Source organism: Mesorhizobium escarrei (assembly GCF_935825525.1).
In the GTDB taxonomy this organism is placed as follows: Bacteria; Pseudomonadota; Alphaproteobacteria; order Rhizobiales; family Rhizobiaceae; genus Mesorhizobium; species Mesorhizobium escarrei.
The window spans coordinates 328,084-345,379 of the sequence record NZ_CAKXZT010000168.1; the positions used below are offsets into that span (position 1 = coordinate 328,084).

12 protein-coding genes are annotated in these 17,296 nt (G+C 63.5%); 3 read left to right on the plus strand and 9 right to left on the minus strand.

What is annotated here, in order from left to right; genetic code table 11:
• Positions 1-15: 15 nt before the first annotated feature.
• The 5 genes from NMG80_RS32535 to NMG80_RS32555 are packed head-to-tail and all read right to left on the minus strand — an operon-like array spanning position 16 to position 7,636.
• Entirely contained in the window at positions 16-2,505 is a 2,490-nt protein-coding gene (locus NMG80_RS32535) for a GcvT family protein (protein ID WP_254021906.1), read from the minus strand.
• Complete coding sequence (locus NMG80_RS32540) at positions 2,502-3,683, minus strand: pyridoxal phosphate-dependent aminotransferase (protein WP_254021907.1); 1,182 nt, start codon at positions 3,681-3,683, stop codon at positions 2,502-2,504. The genes NMG80_RS32535 and NMG80_RS32540 overlap by 4 nt, the downstream gene beginning before the upstream one ends.
• A complete protein-coding gene (locus NMG80_RS32545; protein ID WP_254021908.1) occupies positions 3,683-4,582 on the minus strand; it encodes a homocysteine S-methyltransferase family protein in 900 nt (299 codons plus the stop codon). The genes NMG80_RS32540 and NMG80_RS32545 overlap by 1 nt, the downstream gene beginning before the upstream one ends.
• On the minus strand, positions 4,579-7,032 hold the full coding sequence (locus NMG80_RS32550) for a GcvT family protein (protein ID WP_254021909.1): 2,454 nt from the start codon (positions 7,030-7,032) through the stop codon (positions 4,579-4,581). Before NMG80_RS32550 ends, NMG80_RS32545 begins: the two co-directional genes overlap by 4 nt.
• 16 nt (positions 7,033-7,048) lie before the next feature.
• Positions 7,049-7,636: a helix-turn-helix domain-containing protein gene (locus NMG80_RS32555; protein ID WP_254021910.1), complete on the minus strand. Its 588-nt coding sequence runs from the start codon at positions 7,634-7,636 to the stop codon at positions 7,049-7,051.
• A gap of 310 nt (positions 7,637-7,946) precedes the next feature.
• Here NMG80_RS32555 and NMG80_RS32560 point away from each other — a divergent pair, with 310 nt between their 5' ends.
• Positions 7,947-8,651, plus strand: coding sequence for a nitroreductase (locus NMG80_RS32560; RefSeq protein WP_254021985.1), 705 nt, complete (start codon positions 7,947-7,949; stop codon positions 8,649-8,651).
• Positions 8,652-8,683: 32 nt separating this feature from the next.
• On the opposite strand, the gene NMG80_RS32565 is transcribed toward NMG80_RS32560, so the two are convergent.
• The 4 genes from NMG80_RS32565 to NMG80_RS32580 are packed head-to-tail and all read right to left on the minus strand — an operon-like array spanning position 8,684 to position 13,836.
• A complete protein-coding gene (locus tag NMG80_RS32565) occupies positions 8,684-9,286 on the minus strand; it encodes a sarcosine oxidase subunit gamma (protein WP_254021911.1) in 603 nt (200 codons plus the stop codon).
• A complete protein-coding gene (locus NMG80_RS32570; protein WP_254021912.1) occupies positions 9,279-12,272 on the minus strand; it encodes a sarcosine oxidase subunit alpha in 2,994 nt (997 codons plus the stop codon). Before NMG80_RS32570 ends, NMG80_RS32565 begins: the two co-directional genes overlap by 8 nt.
• A complete protein-coding gene (locus NMG80_RS32575; RefSeq protein ID WP_254021913.1) occupies positions 12,269-12,565 on the minus strand; it encodes a sarcosine oxidase subunit delta in 297 nt (98 codons plus the stop codon). Before NMG80_RS32575 ends, NMG80_RS32570 begins: the two co-directional genes overlap by 4 nt.
• A gap of 11 nt (positions 12,566-12,576) precedes the next feature.
• The gene (locus tag NMG80_RS32580) at positions 12,577-13,836 is read right to left on the minus strand and encodes a sarcosine oxidase subunit beta (RefSeq protein WP_254021914.1); all 1,260 of its coding nucleotides are present in this window, start codon (positions 13,834-13,836) and stop codon (positions 12,577-12,579) included.
• Positions 13,837-14,074: 238 nt separating this feature from the next.
• Between NMG80_RS32580 and NMG80_RS32585 the strand changes: the two genes are divergently transcribed.
• Positions 14,075-16,564 (plus strand): mechanosensitive ion channel family protein, encoded by a 2,490-nt coding sequence (locus tag NMG80_RS32585; protein ID WP_254021915.1) that lies wholly within the window; start codon positions 14,075-14,077, stop codon positions 16,562-16,564.
• A 372-nt stretch (positions 16,565-16,936) separates the two neighbouring features.
• Positions 16,937-17,200, plus strand: coding sequence for a hypothetical protein (locus NMG80_RS32590; RefSeq protein WP_091594431.1), 264 nt, complete (start codon positions 16,937-16,939; stop codon positions 17,198-17,200).
• Positions 17,201-17,296 lie beyond the last annotated feature (96 nt).

Consider the following 17,296-nt stretch of genomic DNA (forward strand, 5'->3'; position numbering starts at 1 on the left):
GCGAAGGGAAAAGAGCTACATCCGCACCCGTTCCGCCTTCGGATCATACATCGGCTTCAGCGACACTTCCGCGGCGAAGCGCTCGCCGGCGATCTCGATCTCGTAGGAAGACGACAGCACATCCGCCTCGCTCTCGCCCTGGCAAGGCACGTATCCGAGCCCAATGGCGCCGCCGAGATGATGGCCGTAATTGCCCGAGGTGATCGGGCCGACAATCTTGCCGTCGCGCAGGATCGCCTCGTTGTGGAAGAGCAGCGGTTGCGTGTCTTTCAGGCGGAATTGCACCAGCCGCCGGTTCAATCCTGTTTGCTTTTTTCTCAGCACGGCATCGCGCCCAAGAAAATCGCCCTTGGCAGTCTTCACTGCGAATCCAAGGCCTGCCTCCAGCACATTGTCCTCGTCGGTGATGTCGTGGCCGAAATGCCGGAAGGCCTTCTCGATGCGGCAGGAATCCAGCGTGTGCAGGCCGCAAAGTTTTAGGCCGACATCGGCGCCGGCCTCCGCAATCGCCTCGAACACGTGTGCTGCCTGGTCGGTCGAGACATAAAGCTCCCAGCCCAGTTCGCCGACATAGGTCACCCGATGGGCGCGGGCCAGCCCCATGCCGATTTCGATCTCCTGGAACGTCCCGAACGGATTGCTTTCGTTGGAGAAATCGTTCGGGCTCAGCTTTTGAATCAGCTTCCTCGAATCCGGGCCCATCAGGCAGAGCACGGCCTCGGCAGCGGTGACATCGGTGATGACGACGAATTCATCGGCGAGATGCTTGCGCAGCCACGCGAGATCACGCTGCAGCGTCGCCCCGGGCACGACCAGGAAGTAAGCCGTTTCAGACAGCCGTGAGACGGTGAGGTCGCTCTCGATGCCACCGCGCTGGTTGAGCATCTGGGTGTAGACGATCTTGCCCGGCGCCACGTCCATGTCGTTGGCGCAGAGTTTCTGCATGAAAGCGCAGGCATCGCGGCCCTCGACACGGATCTTGCCGAACGAGGTCATGTCGAACAGGCCGACGCCGTTGCGGACCGCCAGATGTTCGTCGCGCTGGTTGTCGAACCAGTTCTGCCGTTTCCAGGAATAGCGGTACTCGCGCTCCTGGTCCTCACGCGCGAACCAGTTGGCCCGCTCCCAGCCGGCAACCTCGCCGAACACCGCGCCGCGTGCCTTCAGATGTTCATGGAGCGGGGAGCGCCTGACGTTCCGAGAGGTCGCCATCTGCCGGTAGGGAAAATGGTCGGCATAGAGCAGGCCGAGCGTCTCGGAGACTCGCTCTCTGAGATAGCGGCGGTTCTTCTGGAACGGCTGGGCGCGGCGGATGTCGACCTCCCACAGGTCGAAGGGTGGTTCGCCATCATTGATCCATTGCGCCAGCGCCATGCCGGCGCCGCCTGAGGAGACGATGCCGATGGAGTTATAGCCGGTCGCCATCCAGTAGCCGGATAGCTCGGGCGCCTCGCCGAGATAATAGCGATCGTCAGGCGTAAAACTCTCGGGTCCGTTGAAGAATGTGTGGATGCCGGCGCTGGCCAGCATCGGCATGCGGTTGACGCCCATTTCGAGGATCGGCTCGAAATGCTCAAAATCCTCGGGCAACTGATCGAAACAGAAATCTTCGCTTATGCCGTCCATGCCCCACGGCTTGGCCACCGGCTCGAAGGCACCGAGCATCATCTTGCCGGCGTCTTCCTTGTAGTAGGCGCATTCGTCCGGCACACGCAGCACAGGCAGCCGGGTCAGGCCGGGGATCGGCTCGGTGACGAGATAAAAATGTTCGCAGGCATGCAGCGGGATGGTGACGCCGTTCTGGGCGCCAAGCTCGCGTGCCCACATGCCGGCGCAATTGACGACGATGTCGGCCTCGATCATGCCTTGCTCGTCGCCCTGCATCCAGGAAACCCCGGTGACGCGGCCATCCCTGGTGTGAACCTTGGTGACCTTCACATTCTCGATGATCGTCGCACCGCGCTGGCGCGCACCCTTGGCCAGCGCCATGGCGATATTGGCCGGGTCGCATTGGCCGTCGAGCGGCAGATGCACGGCGCCGACCACATCCGAAACGTTGAGATGCGGGTACATCTCCTTGACTTCGTTTGGCGAAATCTCACGCACGTCGATATCGAAGGCGCGGGCGAGCGACGCCTGCCTATAAATCTCGTGCTTGCGTTCCTCGGTCAGCGCCACAGTGATCGAACCGACTTGGCGCATGCCGGTGCCGACATCGGTCTCGGCCTCCAGCTTGACGTAGAGGTCGGCCGAATATTTCGCCAGCCGCGTCATGTTCTGCGAGCCGCGCAACTGGCCGATCAGGCCGGCGGCATGCCATGTCGTGCCCGATGTCAGCTGCTTGCGCTCGAGCAGCACGATGTCGGTCCAGCCGAGCTTGGCCAGATGATAGGCGACGGAGCAGCCTGAAACACCGCCGCCGATGATGACGGCCCTTGCTTTGGGAGGAATGGTTTTGGCCGGAACGGTTTTAGCCAGAACGGTTTTGGGGGACGGGGCGGTCATGCGGCCTCACGGCGGTAGCTGGTCGCAAAGCGGCGCAAGCGAAGGGTTGCTTCCAGAAGCACCACCTCGGGCTGGCAGAGGCTGACGCGAATATGGCCGGCGGCGGCTTCGCCGAAGCTCGAGCCTGGCATGACGCTGACTTTTTCCTTGTCCAGGAAAGCCCAGGCGAATTTCTCGTCGTCCGGCTCGAGAGCAGATATGTCGAGCATGACATACATGCCGCCTTCGGAGCCGCGCACGGTGATGTTGTTCATGCCGCGCATGGCGTCGAGGACGACGCTGCGCCTTGCGGCATAGCGTTCGGCGATCTCCTTGACGCCGTAGCCGTTTTCGAGCGCCTCGGCGCAAGCGAGGCTGATGAAGGCCGGCAGGCCGTAGGTGGTCACCAGATTGAGGCTGGTCAGCAGCGAGATCATCTGTTCGGGCCCGGTCAGCCAGCCCATCCGCCAGCCGGTCATGCCGTGGCTCTTCGACATGGAATTGATGACTAGCGTGCGTTCCGCCATGCCGGGCAGCGATCGCGGCGAGACGTGCTCGCCGCCGCCCAGCGTCCAATAGACCTCGTCCGACAGCAGCCAGAGGTCATGCTCCCGGCAGATCTGCGCCAGCTCCTCCAGCCGCTGGCGCGAATAGACGGCACCCGTCGGGTTGTTCGGCGTGTTGATCAGGATGGCGCGGGTGTTCGGCCGAAGTGCGGCGCGAATGTCGGCGGCGCGCGGCTGAAAACCATCCTCGGCGGGCGTTTCGACCACGGTGAAATCGGCGCCGGCTGCACTGAACGTGTTGGGATAGGTCGCGTAATAGGGCGCGACCACGATGGCGTGGTCGCCCTGGTCGAGAACGGCTTGCACCGCCGCGTAAAGTGCAGCCTGACCGCCCGGTGTGGCGATAACCTGATCCGGGTTGGTCGTAACGCCGGTGCACGCAGTCGAGGCCGCCGCCATGGCCTTGCGCAGGCGCGGAATGCCGGGAAGCGGTGTGTAGTGGTGATTGCTGGCGCGAACCGCGGTCACGCAGGCTTCGATGGTTTCCGTTGGCGTATCGAAATCATGATCGCCGACCGACAGCATGATGATGTCCTCGCCGGCCTCCTTGCGTGTCCAGGCGGCGAAATGAACCTCCCAGCCATCCTTGCCGGAAGGCACGATGCCGGAAATGCGCGATGACGGTCTGGGCATTATGCTACTCCCGAAATTTCGTAGCCGGCTTGTTCGAGCCGGTCGCGCAGGGCGGCGATATGGGGCGGCCCGACTTCGCAGCAGCCGCCGACGATGTCAGCGCCGGCCTCGACCCAGCCGACCGCCTGGTGGGCATAGGCGTCCGGATCAAGGTCGTGGCGGGCGTGCAGCACTTCCACTGTGCCGCCATGCTTGAGCGCCTCGACCGAGGTGAAGCCGTTGGCATAGGCGCCAACCGGCCCGCCGAGGCCGATCATTTCGGGCAGCGCTGCAGCAATCGCTTCGGGCCGGCAGCAATTGATCAGTCTAGCTGCGACCGGCAGCCCGTCGAGAGCGCTCGACGCGGCAGCAATGGCTTCGCCGCTGCGCAGCCGTGGTTCGCCGTGATCGGCGAGCGTCCACGACACCCACACCGGCTTGCCGCTTTCCGACGCGGCGGTGACAGCCGCGCGCGCCTCTTCGGCCGACGCCATGGTCTCGCACAGGAACAGATCGACGCCGTCAGCCTGCTCGGCAACGATGGTGCGGTAGATGTCGAGCGTATCCGGGAAGGATATCGTCAGTGCCGGCGCGTAGCTGCCGAACAGCGGCGACAGGCAGCCGGCGATTGCCGCGTCTCCGGCCTGGTCGCGAGCTTGCCTTGCCAGTTCTATGCCGCGCTTCTGCAGCGGCTTGAACAGCTCTTCCGCGCCCTCGCGCGCAAGACGCTCGGGCGTTGCGGAATAGGTGTTGATGGTGATGACGCGAGCGCCGGCCCGGATGAACTCCGCATGCAGGTCGCGCACCAGATCCGGTTCGTCGATCAGCACCCTGGCCGACCATAGCGGCGTCGGTTCGGAGCTGCTGCGGCGGACCAGCTCCTGGCCCATGCCGCCATCGGTGAGAATGACAGTCTTCACGCGCGCAACCTCTCGTTCTTTGGATCCCACAGCGGTTCGTCCTTCTGCACGACCGCCTTGAAGCGCTCGCCGAAGATCTCGACCTCGACCGAGGTCCCGGGCTCAGTTAGGTCGGCGCGCAGCATGCCGAGCGCGATCGACTTGTCGATGCGATGACCCCAGCCGCCGGACGTCGTCTCGCCGACGATTCGGCCGTCATGCCATAGCGTCGACATGGTTGGCGCGTCGCAGTCGCCGGGGTTTTCGACGACCAGCGTGACAAAGCGCTTCTTCACCCCCTGCTGCTTCTCGTTTTGCAGCGCTGCCTTGCCGCGGAAATCGGGCTTGTCCCATTTGACGAAACGCTCCAGCCCACCCTGCAGGATCGAATAGTCGGTCGACAGGTCGCCTTTCCAGGCGCGATAGGATTTTTCAAGCCGCAATGAATCCAGCGCGTACATGCCGAACGGCTTCAGGCCATGCTTCTGGCCGGCCGCCCAGACGGCGTCGAACACGGTGGCGGTGTCGTCGATCCTGGTGTGGATTTCCCAGCCGAGTTCGCCGGCGAAGGACACACGCAGCAGCCTTGCCCAACGGCCGGCGATTGTCGTCTCCTGGTGCGTCAGCCAGGGCAGGGCAAGGTCGGCGGCGCAGACATCGGCGAGGATTTTTCGCGAATTGGGCCCGGCGAGGATTTGTGTCGCGTATTCCTCGGTCCTGTCGACCAGCTTGAACGAGGCGTCCTTCGGCATGCACCATTTCAGCCACTCGAAATCATGCCACTGCGCCACTGCGGCGGTGATCAGCGTCATCAAATTCTCGTCGTGGCGCACGACAGACATTTCGGTGACGATGCGGCCCTTGTCGTCGGCAAAATAGACGAGGCCGATGCGGCCGGGTTTCGGCACCAGCCCGGTGATCTGCTGGCTCAGCCATTCGGCAGCGCCAGGGCCATCGAGATCGAAGCGGGAAAAACCAGGCAGGTCCAAAATGCCGGCGGCATCGCGCACGGCGAGGCATTCTTCGCGGACGCGATGCTGCCAGGGCCCGTCGCGGCGGAAGGTCAGCGTCGCGGCTTCCGAGACGTCGTCGCCGGCTTGCGCGTACCAGGTGGCGCGCTCCCAGCCATTGTAGGCGTCGAAGCAAGCGCCGAACGCCTTGATGCGATCATGGATCGGCGACAGTTTGCGGTCGCGGCCGGCCGGCCAGGCATGACGCGGGAACTGGATGGCATATTCGTTGCCGTAGATCTCCATGCCCTTGGCGACGCAGTAATCCGGGGCCGAGGCAAAGCTGGTGAAGCGGCGCGGATCGCAGGACCACATGTCCCATTCGGTCTGGCCTTCAGTCATCCACTCGGCCAGCACCTTGCCGGCCCCGCCGCCCTGGGCGATGCCGAAGGTGAAGACGCAGGCCTCGAAGGCGTTCGGCACGCCGGGCATCGGGCCGATCAGCGGGTTGCCGTCAGGGGCATAGGGGATCGGGCCGTTGATGACCTTGGACAGGCCGGCGGTGCCGAGTATCGGCACGCGGGCGACGGCATCGGCCAGATAGTCCTCGAGCCGGTCGAGATCGTCGGGGAACAGCTGGAACGAAAAATCGTCTGGCATCGAGTCGTTGTGGCCGACCCAATGCGCACGGCAATTGCGCTCATAGGGGCCGAGGTTCATGCCGTTCTTTTCCTGCCGCAGATAATAGGAGGTGTCGACGTCGCGCAGCAGCGGCAGTTTCTTGCCTTGCTCCATCGACCATGCGGCCAGTTCTGGGATTTCCTCGAACAAGATATATTGATGGCTCATCACCATCATCGGCACGTCGCGGCCGAACATCCTGCCGACTTCGGCCGCACGGTAACCGGCGGCGTTGACGACGATCTCGCAGCGGATCTCGCCCTGCGCGGTCTCGACCACCCATTCGTCCTTGTCGCGGCGCACGCCGGTGGCCGGACAGAAGCGAATGATCTTCGCATCCAGATCGCGGGCGCCCTTGGCCAGCGCCTGGGTCAGCTGCGCCGGGTCGATGTCGCCGTCGCTCGGATCGTAGAGCGCGCCCTTCAGATCATGCGTTTCGATGAACGGGTAGCGGCGCTTGATCTCGTCGAGCCCGACCACATCGATGTCCATGCCCTGGTAGCGCCCCATGCCCTTGGCACGCCGGAACTCCTGCATGCGCTCGGCGGTATGGGCCAGCCTGAGCGAGCCGGTGACGTGGTAGTTCATGGGATAGCCGACCGCGTCGGCCAGCCCGCGATAGAGTTCCGTCGAATAGCGCTGCATGTTCATCAGCGACCATGACGAGGAGAAGGTCGGCACGTTGCCGGCCGCATGCCAGGTCGAGCCGGAGGTGAGCTCGTTCTTTTCCAGGAGCACGCAGTCGGTCCAGCCCGCTTTGGCGAGATGGTAGAGCGCCGACGCGCCAACGACACCGCCTCCAATGATCACCACACGTGCCGTGGTCGGCAAACCGGCCATATCCTTCTCCAGACCTCTAGTAGACAGGTGGCGAAACCACCCAGATGACTACCGCCGGCTCCGCACCGGGATTGCGCCAGCGGAACGGCTTGCCGTCGAAGCGAAAGGAGTCGCCTTCGCCAAGCTGGTGCCAGACGCCTGATATCTCGATGTCGAAGTTGCCGGAAGCGACATATCCGGCTTCCTCCGTCGGCCGGCGGGCTTCGACCTTCAGTTCAGCACCCGGCGCGAAGACCGAACGCAGCATCTCGAAGCTACCGCCGAGATCGGGCGAAAGAAGCTCCTCCACCAGGCCGGAATCGCTTGTGCCAAGCGTGCGGCGGCTGCCGGCGCGCACGACCACGCCGCGCTCGTTTTCGACGGGCACGTCGTGGCTGAAGAACAGGCTGACCGGCACGCCGAACAAGTCCGCGAAGGCTCTGAGATCGCTGAGCGACGGTATCGACAGGCCGCGCTCGACCTGACTGACCCAGCCGACCGAGCGACCGAGCTTCAGGCCGGTCTCGGCAAGCGTCAGCCCGCGCGCCCTGCGCAGCGTCCTGATATCGCCGGCCAGCAGCCGTTCGCGGTTTTCCTGCTCCGATCTGACGGCGGTTGAAGACAAAGCTTTTTTCTCGTGGTGAAAATGTCTCGGGGTGAAACCCCTTGGTGAAAAATTGGGGGTAAATTTCATGAAGGGTCAGGTTCGTGAAAAAATCAAGACAATTTTCATGGGGCCACAAGATTTGCTTGCACCGGTTTGGGGGTTCAGGCAAAGGCTCGGCCACGACGGCGAGTGAGGGCGCCCGATCGAGTGCTTGCGACAGAGGGCCACGCGTCCAATTGGACCCGCAATGGTGCTCTCTCAATTTGGATGGCGCATGATCCTTTCCGGAATCGATTCCGGTTTTCGGGTCACGCGCAAAGGGACGCCCATGCTGGAAAACAGGACTAAGATTACGGATGGCGCGGCGATCGTCGACGAGGCGATCACGTCGCGCCGGTCGGTGCGGGCATTCCTGCCCGACATGGTCGACGACGAGACGATCCGCGCCATTCTCGCCGTTGCCGCGCGTGCGCCTTCGGGCACCAACATGCAGCCCTGGCGGGTCTACGTCACCAAGGGCGAGGTCAAGCAGCGGATCACCGATGCCATCCTCAACTCCGGCATCCGTGCCGAAAAGGCCGATTGGGACGAATATCGCTATTATCCCGACCAGTTCTTCGAACCTTATCTGACCCGGCGGCGGGCCAACGGCTTCGGTCTCTACAGCGTGCTCGGCATCGGCCGGCGCGAGGTCGACAGGATGCGCGCGCAGCACGACCGCAACTTCGTCTTCTTCGACGCGCCGGTCGGCATGATCTTCACCGTCGACCGGCGGCTGAACAAGGGCTCCTGGATCGATTGCGGCATGTTCCTGCAGAACATCATGGTGGCGGCGCGGGGCAGGGGCCTGCACACCTGCCCGCAGGCAGCCTTCGCGCCCTATCACAAGCAGATCAGGCCGGTGCTCAGCATTCCCGACGAGGAGATCGTCGTCTGCGGCATGGCACTTGGCCGTGAAGACACATCCAAGCCCGAAAACGCGTTCCGCACCGATCGAGCGCCGCTGGAAGAGTGGGTGACGTTCGCCAGTTGAGGTGACGCCAGGTGACGACGTGCCGTCTCGGTCTACTGCACTTCGTAGCCGACTTCCTCACCGGCGTGGCAGAGTGCCTTCCAGAACGAGCGCGCGAACGAGCGGAACACATAGATGTCGAACTGGTCGGCGCCGGTGCGCTGGATCTGGGCGAAGACGTCGTGATGCATGGTCGAGCGGCCGGCACCGACCGGAAACGCCGGCAGCGCGAAGTCGATGGCGAAGAATTTTGCCAGCACCCATTCGGCCTTCGGCCCGGCGATGCGGATCGCGGTGCGGCCATGCGACAGGTCGGTCACCGTGCCGATCGCCGGGGTGACGACATTGGCAAAGGCCGATGCCAGGCCCTCGGCCTCGTCGACCACGGTGAATTTTCCGGGGGCAAAACCGAACGCCGACCTCGCGCCGTCGGTGCTGCCGGCGCCGGCGCCGTCGGGCAGCGCAAGGCCGGTGACGGTGCGGATGCCTGCTATCAACTCCTTCTCCCGGCCCGGCCAGGCAGCGAGCTGCAGGATCGATCCCGGCCTGGTTTCGGAGAGGATGACCTCGATGCCGTGTTCGAAATCGCCATGCGAGCCGGTGCGCAGCTCCAGTTCAAGCGGTGCCGGCTCGAGAGGTGATTGGCGCTCAACCATGCATGCGGCTCCCGTCCGGATCAAAGAAGTGGTTGGAGACGATCTCGAGCGGGCCGAACCGGTTGCGCAGGGGATCGGAGATATGGGCGCGCGTGCCGCGCCGTACCTTGCCGTCCTTGACCAAAGCGAGCGCGATGTACTTGCCGAGTGCCGGCGAATAACAGCAAGCGGTGATGTGGCCGATGGAATCGTGCGGGTTGGCTTCGTCAAGCGCCTCGACGATGTGCCCGCCGCCGTTGAGCGGCTGGTTGTCCAGCGAAATCAGGCCGACGAGTTCCAGACGGCCGGGCGCAATCAGGCCCTCGCGATCCATCATCGCCGAGCCGATGAAGGGCTTCTTCTTGGACAGCATCCAGTCGAGATGCAGGTCGCGCGCCGTGGTGCGGCCGTCGATCTCGGCGCCAGTGACGTGGCCTTTCTCGATGCGCATCGTGCCCAGCGCCTCAAGCCCGTAAGTCACCAGTCCGAACGGCTTGCCGGCTTCGATCAACGCTTCCCAGACATGGGTGCCGTAGCCGGCGCCGGAGTAAACTTCGAAGGCCATTTCGCCTGAGAAGGAAAGCCGGCAGATCATCACCGGCACGCCTGATATCTTGCCGTGCACGATGCCCATGAAAGGCAAGGTGGCGTTGTCTACCGCTGTTCCGGTGACGCAAGCGGCAAGAATGGCTCGCGCCTTTGGCCCGCCGATGGCGGCACCCGCCCATTCGTCGGTCACCGAGGTGACGTGGACCTTCAGCTCCGGCCAGATGACGTCGAGGAAATATTCCAGATGCTGCATCACCTTGCCGGCATTGGCCGTGGTGGTGGTCATCAAAAAGTCCTGTTCGCCGAGCCGCCATGTCGTGCCGTCGTCGAAGGCGAGGCCGTCCTCGCGCAGCATCAGCCCGTAGCGGGCCTTGCCGACGGCCAGCGTCGAGAACATGTTGGTGTAAACCCGGTCGAGGAATTCCGCCGCGTCCGGACCCTGTACGGCGATCTTGCCCAGTGTCGAGACATCGACGATGCCGGCGCTCTCGCGCGTCGTCCTGGCTTCGCGCACATAGGCCTGCTCGATCGTCTCGCCTGAAAGCCCGTAGATCATCGGGCGATACCAGAGGCCGGCCGAATACATGGTCGCGCCGTTAGCGACGTGCCAGTCATGCATCGGCGTCAGCCGTTCGGGCCTCAGGTCGCCGAAACGCTCGGCGGCCAGCGAGCCGATCGACACGGCCGAAAAAGGCGGACGAAAACGGGTCGTACCGACTTCGGGGATCGGCTTGCCCAACGCTTCGGCCATGATGGCTAGGCCGGCTATGTTAGAGCTCTTGCCCTGGTCGGTCGCCATGCCGAGCGTTGTGTAGCGCTTCAGATGCTCGACCGAGATGAAGCCTTCGCGATGCGCAAGCCGCACATCCTCCGCGGTCACGTCGTGCTGGAAATCGACGAAGCTTTCTCCATCGGCCCTGATCTCGAACACCGGTGCCGGATCGGGATCGCCTGGGACGGCTTCAACGACCGGTAGGGCGGCTGGCGTACCCGTTCCACCCGCCGCGGAAAGGCCGGCGGCGCGGCCTTCGGCGATTGCCTCGGCGGTGGAAAAGCTGCCGGTGAAGGCGCCGGCGCCAATCCATCGCTGCGTCGCCTTCGGTGGCAGGAAGGCCTGCAACGCCTCGTTCCATTCCGCCTTGGCGCCGGCCTGGCTGGCCAGATGGATGGTCGGCGACCAGCCTGCCGACATCAGCAGGCAGTCGGCTTGAATGCTGCGCGTGTCGCCGGCAAGCGCGCCGTTGGCCATGTCGAAGCGCTGCACCTTGACGCCGGACAGCGCCTTGCCGCCTTCGGTGGCGACCACGGCGTGACCGGAAAGGATCTTGGCTTCCGCTTCATCGGCGAATTCGCGCATCTCGCTCGAAAGCTCCGGCCGCACGTCGACGATGGCGACAATCGCCGCACCGGCCTTCTTCAGCGCCAGGGCGGAGCGATAGGCGCTGTCATTGTTGGTGAAGAGCGCGATCCTATTGCCCGCCAGAACGCCATACTCATTGGCGTAGCGCTCGGCGGCATGCGCCAGCATCACACCCGGCCGATCGTTGCCCGGAAACACCAGCGGCCGCTCCAAGGAGCCGGTGGCCAGCACCACCGATTTGGCGCGGATTATCCAGTAGCGATGGCGCGGTTCGCCCTTGCCGGGCCTCTCCTTATGGTCGGTTACCCGTTCGAGTGCGGCGAGCGTGTTGCCGTCGTAATAGCCCCAGACCGTGGTGCGCGGCAGCAGGCGGACATTGTCATAGCCTTCGAGCTGGCCGGCGGCTCGCGCTGCCCAGTCGGCCGCGGGCATGCCGTCGATCGTCTCGCCCGACCAGTTGGCCGAGCCGCCGAAATGCGGTTCGAGCTCGCTGAGGATGACACGCGCGCCCTGATCGGCGGCTGCCCTGGCGGCCATCAGCCCGGCCGGACCGGAACCGACCACCAGCACATCGCAGAAGGCGTTCATCCGCTCGTAACGTGCCGTGTCGGCAGCGGTCCCGGCGCGGCCGAGACCGGCGGCGCGACGGATGAAATGCTCGCAGAACATCCAGAAACGCGTGTTTTTCAGCGGGCCGATCGCGGGTCCCATGAAGGTCTTGTAATAGAAGCCGGCGGACAGAAGCTTACCGCCGAGCTGGTTGGCGGCGCTGATATCCCAGGCCAGCGATGGAAAGCGGTTCTGGCTGACAGCGGTCAGCCCATCATAGATCTCGACCATGGTCGCGGCGATGTTCGGCTCGCGAACCTCGCCGCGCAACACCGTCACCAGGGCGTTCGGTTCCTCGACGCCTGATGTCAGCACGCCGCGCGGACGGTGATATTTGAACGAGCGCCCGAACAGGGTGACGCCATTGGCCAGCAGCGCCGAGGCAAGCGTGTCGCCGGCATGGCCGGTGTAAGGCGTGCCGTCGAAGGTGAACCGGATGGTTCGCAGTCGGTCGATCCGGCCACCGGCATCGGTGCGGCGCGGGCTCATAGCTTGCCCTCCGCCTTGTGCCGAGCCGCGACTTTGTGGTCGCCGCGCGTGAACGCGACGCTGGAGATCTCGTGTGTCAGCGTGTTGCGAACGACCCTGAGATGGGCGCGGCAGCCGCCGGAATGCTGCCAGATCTCGTTGTGGTCACCCGCCGGGTTCAATCGGTCATAGACATAGGCGTTCCAGGCATCGAGGTCCTGCGAGGCAGGTTGGGGGCGCTCACGGTTGCCATCACCCTGATAGGTGAACTCGATGACGTCGCGCGGGCCGCAATAGGGGCAGGTAATCAGCATCGAGTTCCTACCTAATGCAGCCGCGGCGTCGCGCCCTGGCCCTTGTCGTCGATCACCAGGCCGCGATGGAAGCGATCCAGCGTGAAGGGCGCGTTGATGTCGTGCGGTTCATCCTTGGCGATGGTCCAGGCAAAGCACCAGCCGGAGGCCGGCGTCGCCTTGAAGCCGCCGTAGCACCAGCCGCAGTTGAGATACATGCCCGGCAGCGGGCCGGTGGCGATGATCGGCGAGCCGTCCATCGACATGTCGCAGACCCCGCCCCAGTTGCGCAGCATACGAACGCGGGCGAGACCCGGAAACAGCGCCAGCATCTCGCTCATCACCTCATCGACAACAGGCAAACTGCCGCGCTGGGCGTAGCTGTTGTAGCCGTCGAGATCGCCGCCATAGACAAGGCCGCCCTTGTCCGACTGCGACATATAGAAATGGCCCATGCCGAAAGTCAGGACCGTGTTGATGAACGGCTTCAGCGATTCCGTCACGAAGGCCTGCAGCACGTGGCTCTCGATCGGCATCGTATCGATGCCGGCGAGCCGCACGACTTGCCCAGTGCTGCCGGCCACCGCGACCGCCACCTTCCTGGCGCGGACCTCGCCGCGCGAGGTCGTGACGCCGGTGATGCGGTCACCGTCGCGCAGGAAGCCGGTGACCTCGCAATTCTCGATGATGTCGACGCCACGGCGGTCGGCGCCGCGCGCATAGCCCCAGGCGACGGCATCGTGGCGGGCGGTGCCGGCGCGCCGTTGCATCAGGCCGCCGACGATTGGGAAGCGCGCCGTGGCGGAGACGTCCAGGGCCGGCACCAGGCGCGCGATCTCGGCCGTGGTCATCAGTTCGGCGTCGACGCCGAGATGGCGCATGGCGTTGCCGCGACGAGCAAAATCGTCGAGCTGGGCCGGCGTGTGCGCGAGGTTGAGGCAGCCGCGCTGCGAGAACATGACGTTGTAGTTAAGATCGTGCGACAGGTTCTCCCAAAGCTTCATCGAATGTTCGTAGAAGCGCGTGTTGGCAGGCAGCAGGTAGTTGGAGCGGACGGCTGTCGTGTTACGGCCGACATTGCCGGAGCCGAGCCAGCCCTTTTCCAGCACCGCGACGTTGGTGATGCCGTGCTCCTTGGCGAGATAATAGGCGGTCGACAGGCCGTGGCCGCCGCCGCCGATGATTATCACGTCATAGGACGCCTTCGGGTCCGGCTTGCGCCAGGCTGGTTTCCAGTCCTTGTTGCCGGTCAGCGCATTTTTGAGAAGTGAAAAGGCCGAATATTCCGCCATTCTTTTTGTTATCCGTTCTGGCTTTTTGTTGTCCGTTCCGGCTTTTCATCATCCGTTCTGGGCGATGCGGCACATTATAGAGCAGGCCGCTGCCACAAAGCCAATATTGCGCCATCGCTTTTCGACTGGCCGACTCCGAAATCGGCGGGCAGAGCGGGACGGCTTGCTCCCTGGTATGAGCGTCTTTATCAAGGGCGAGCTTTAGAACGCCTTACCGTCTGTGAGTCGCCAAACGATCATGCTTTTCCGACTGCTCCGCTTCGTCCTGGTCCTGGCGATCGTCGCCTCGGCGCCGCTGTCGCTTGATGCGGCGGCGCAGGGGCTTGACCAGGTTGTCTCCGGAGTGGTCGCCGACCAGCAGAAAATCCTGCAGGACCTGACGACGAGGACCGACAATCTCGAAAAGAAAATCCAGGAGGACGGTGACGACGACGCCAGTCTTGTCGATATCCGCCTGCAGCTCGAGGAAATGTCGCGAGGTGCGCTGAACAGCGCGCTTGCCTTCCGCCCGCGCCTTTCGGAGATCAACGCAAGACTCGATCAGCTCGGGGCGCCTCCGGCCGCGGGCCAGCCGCCCGAACCCGACATCGTGACCAGCGAACGCCAGGCGCTGGCGTCCGAAAAGGCCGAGATCAATGCTGTCATCGCCGAGGCGCAAAACCTGTCGATCCGCATCAACGGTCTCATCGACAAGATCGCCAATATGCGCAGCGAGCTGTTTCGCAATCTGCTCACCAAACGCTACGTGCTGTCCGACGCTCTGAGCCCTGAGGTCATTTCCGATGCCAACGATGAATTTACCGGCTTTTACAAGGCGGTGTCGTCGTGGCTGGCCTTCGCCTTCAAGTTCAAGTTTCAGGCCGTGCTGGCCGCGACCTTGATGGCGCTTTGCCTGGCGGCGGTGCTTTTTGTCGGTGGACGGCGTCTGTTCGGGCGTGTCTTCGAAGCAGACCCTTCCATCGAAGATCCGTCCTATCTCAGCCGGCTGTCGGTGGCGTTCTGGTCGACATTGCTGCCGACGCTGGCGGTCGGCGCCTTCCTGGTCTCGACGGTTTTCTTTTTCAACTACTACAACGTGTTGCGCGGTGACATTGGCGTTTTCCTGAATGCGCTGGTTGGGGTCATCGCGGTGGTGTTTTGCGTCAACCGGCTGGCCAATGCGGCGCTGGAGCCGCGGCTGCCGAACTGGCGGCTCATCCCGGTTGAAACCGGCCCGGCACGCTGGCTGGTGCGGCTGACGACGGCCATGGCGGTGGTGATCGGCGTCAACAATTTCCTGTCGGTCGTCAACGACAAGATGGGCTCACCGCTGTCGCTGACCATCGCCAGAAGTTTTGTCGCCACCATCATCGTCGGCATCATCCTGATCCTGATGGGGCTGCTGAAACCGTACAAGGCTGCCGACGGAAGCTGGCGTCCCTGGCCGGCGTGGCTGCGCTACACGGCAGTCGCGATCGGCCTTTTCACCATTGCCACTGCGCTGCTCGGCTATATCGGACTTGCCATCTTCGTCTCGCTGCAAGTCGTGGTCACCGGCACCATTCTGGTGACCGCCTATATCGGCTTCCTGTCGGCGCGGGCGATCAGCGAGGAAGGCGGTTTTGCCAACACGTCGATCGGGCGCTGGCTATCGACCAATTCCAGTTATGAGGAGTCCGCACTCGACCAGCTCGGCCTGGTCGTCAGCGTCGCCATCAACCTGATGATCGTGCTGGTGTTCCTGCCGCTGATCCTGTTGATGTGGGGCTTCCAGCCCGGCGACATCCAGGCCTGGGGCTACAAGCTGGCAACGGGCCTCACCATCGGCTCGGTGACGATCTCGGTGACCGGCATCCTCACCGGCATCATAGTCTTCATCATCGGCTATTTCCTGACGCGCTGGTTCCAGGGCTGGCTTGACGGCTCGGTGATGGCTCGCGGCAAGGTCGATACCGGCGTGCGCAACTCGATCCGGCTGGCGGTCGGCTATGCCGGCGTCGCGCTCGCAGCACTCGTCGGCGTCTCGGCGGCGGGCATCGATCTCTCCAACCTGGCGCTTGTCGCCGGCGCCCTGTCGCTCGGTATCGGCTTTGGCCTGCAGAATGTCGTCTCCAACTTCGTCTCCGGCCTGATCCTTTTGGCCGAGCGGCCGTTCAAGGTTGGCGACTGGATCGTCGCCGGTGACATCAGCGGCACGGTCAAGAAGATCAGCGTGCGCGCCACCGAGATCGAGACGTTCCAGCGCCAGTCGGTGATCCTGCCCAATTCAAACCTGATCAATAATGCCGTCGGCAACTGGACGCACCGCAACAAGCTCGGTCGCATCGACATCAAGGTCGGCGTCGCCTATGGCAGCGACGTCAAGCAGGCCCATGCTGTGCTGTTGGAGATTGCGCGCGGCCATCCGCTGGTACTGAAAAATCCGGAACCCTTCGTGCTGTTCACCAATTTCGGGCCGGCCGCTCTCGAATTCGAAATCCGCGTGTTCCTGGCCGACGTGATGAACGGCAACATCGTGCAGAACGACATCCGGTTTGCCGTCCTCGATGAGTTCGCCGATCAGCATATCGAAATTCCATCGGCGCCACGCGCCGTCGTTGAGACCAAGAAGGATGAGGCGTGGCCGATCGACGACGACAAGATCGAAGTCGATTTTGCCGAACAGGAGCAAGCGAAGGCGGAAGCCGTGGCCGAGACGAAACGCCTGGCCAGATCCGGGCGCAGGACCCGCAAGCCGGATCCCGATTAGGTGTATGATATTCAGGTGATGCCGACCTGCGAACGGCTGATACCTGCGCTTCCGGTTCTCACGGCACTTTCTTTTGCCGCCTGTCCTTGTCGGAAAACCGGAGCCACTTTTCCGGGACATGCGGAAATATCCGCTCCGTTCCGGTTCCCGGAACCCACCAGTCTGGTCGCTTCGCGCCCGTCTTCGACTCCGGCTCGGCCTGACCTGAATCTCAACATACCCTCAAATCCGGCTTTCGGCGCAGCGAAAGCAATTGCGGCATGAATGCGGCATTCAGTTGCCGTTCAGCTTGCATCTCATATAAGCTCACATGCAAAGGGCGGGAATGCCTTGCGAAATGCAACAGAGGCGGTGGCAACACCGATACTGCAAATGTGGAAGTCTCTCGTCGCCGCCATCGCTTTTCTTGCCGTGGGCGGTTCAGCCCTTGCCGCCAGCGCGACCAACAAGGACGCCGAGACCCGCACACTCGTCGTGACCGAAGGCGGTGGCAAGACGGAACTGGCGCTGGCCGCCGGCGAAACCGCGGAATTCTGCCCAACCGGCTGTTTCGTTACCATGCCGAACGGCGACCTCGAAGCGCTGACCGGTTCTGAAACAATCGAAATTTCGGGCGGCGTCGCCCGCATCAAGTAACCGCGTCAAAAAACCTGTTTTTCGAAGGCCGGGCAAATGCCCGGCCTTTGATCGTTTCGGGTTATCGAAACTTAACGATGAAAGGGAAAATACCGT

Excerpts from the sequence above, each read along its gene's own strand:
- NMG80_RS32535 (WP_254021906.1), bottom strand. The coding sequence starts at position 2,505 with ATGACCGCCCCGTCCCCCAAAACCGTTCTGGCTAAAACCGTTCCGGCC.
- NMG80_RS32540 (WP_254021907.1), bottom strand. The coding sequence starts at position 3,683 with ATGCCCAGACCGTCATCGCGCATTTCCGGCATCGTGCCTTCCGGCAAG.
- NMG80_RS32550 (WP_254021909.1), bottom strand. The coding sequence starts at position 7,032 with ATGGCCGGTTTGCCGACCACGGCACGTGTGGTGATCATTGGAGGCGGT.
- NMG80_RS32560 (WP_254021985.1), top strand. The coding sequence starts at position 7,947 with ATGCTGGAAAACAGGACTAAGATTACGGATGGCGCGGCGATCGTCGAC.
- NMG80_RS32565 (WP_254021911.1), bottom strand. The coding sequence starts at position 9,286 with ATGGTTGAGCGCCAATCACCTCTCGAGCCGGCACCGCTTGAACTGGAG.
- NMG80_RS32570 (WP_254021912.1), bottom strand. The coding sequence starts at position 12,272 with ATGAGCCCGCGCCGCACCGATGCCGGTGGCCGGATCGACCGACTGCGA.
- NMG80_RS32575 (WP_254021913.1), bottom strand. The coding sequence starts at position 12,565 with ATGCTGATTACCTGCCCCTATTGCGGCCCGCGCGACGTCATCGAGTTC.
- NMG80_RS32580 (WP_254021914.1), bottom strand. The coding sequence starts at position 13,836 with ATGGCGGAATATTCGGCCTTTTCACTTCTCAAAAATGCGCTGACCGGC.
- NMG80_RS32585 (WP_254021915.1), top strand. The coding sequence starts at position 14,075 with ATGCTTTTCCGACTGCTCCGCTTCGTCCTGGTCCTGGCGATCGTCGCC.
- NMG80_RS32590 (WP_091594431.1), top strand. The coding sequence starts at position 16,937 with ATGTGGAAGTCTCTCGTCGCCGCCATCGCTTTTCTTGCCGTGGGCGGT.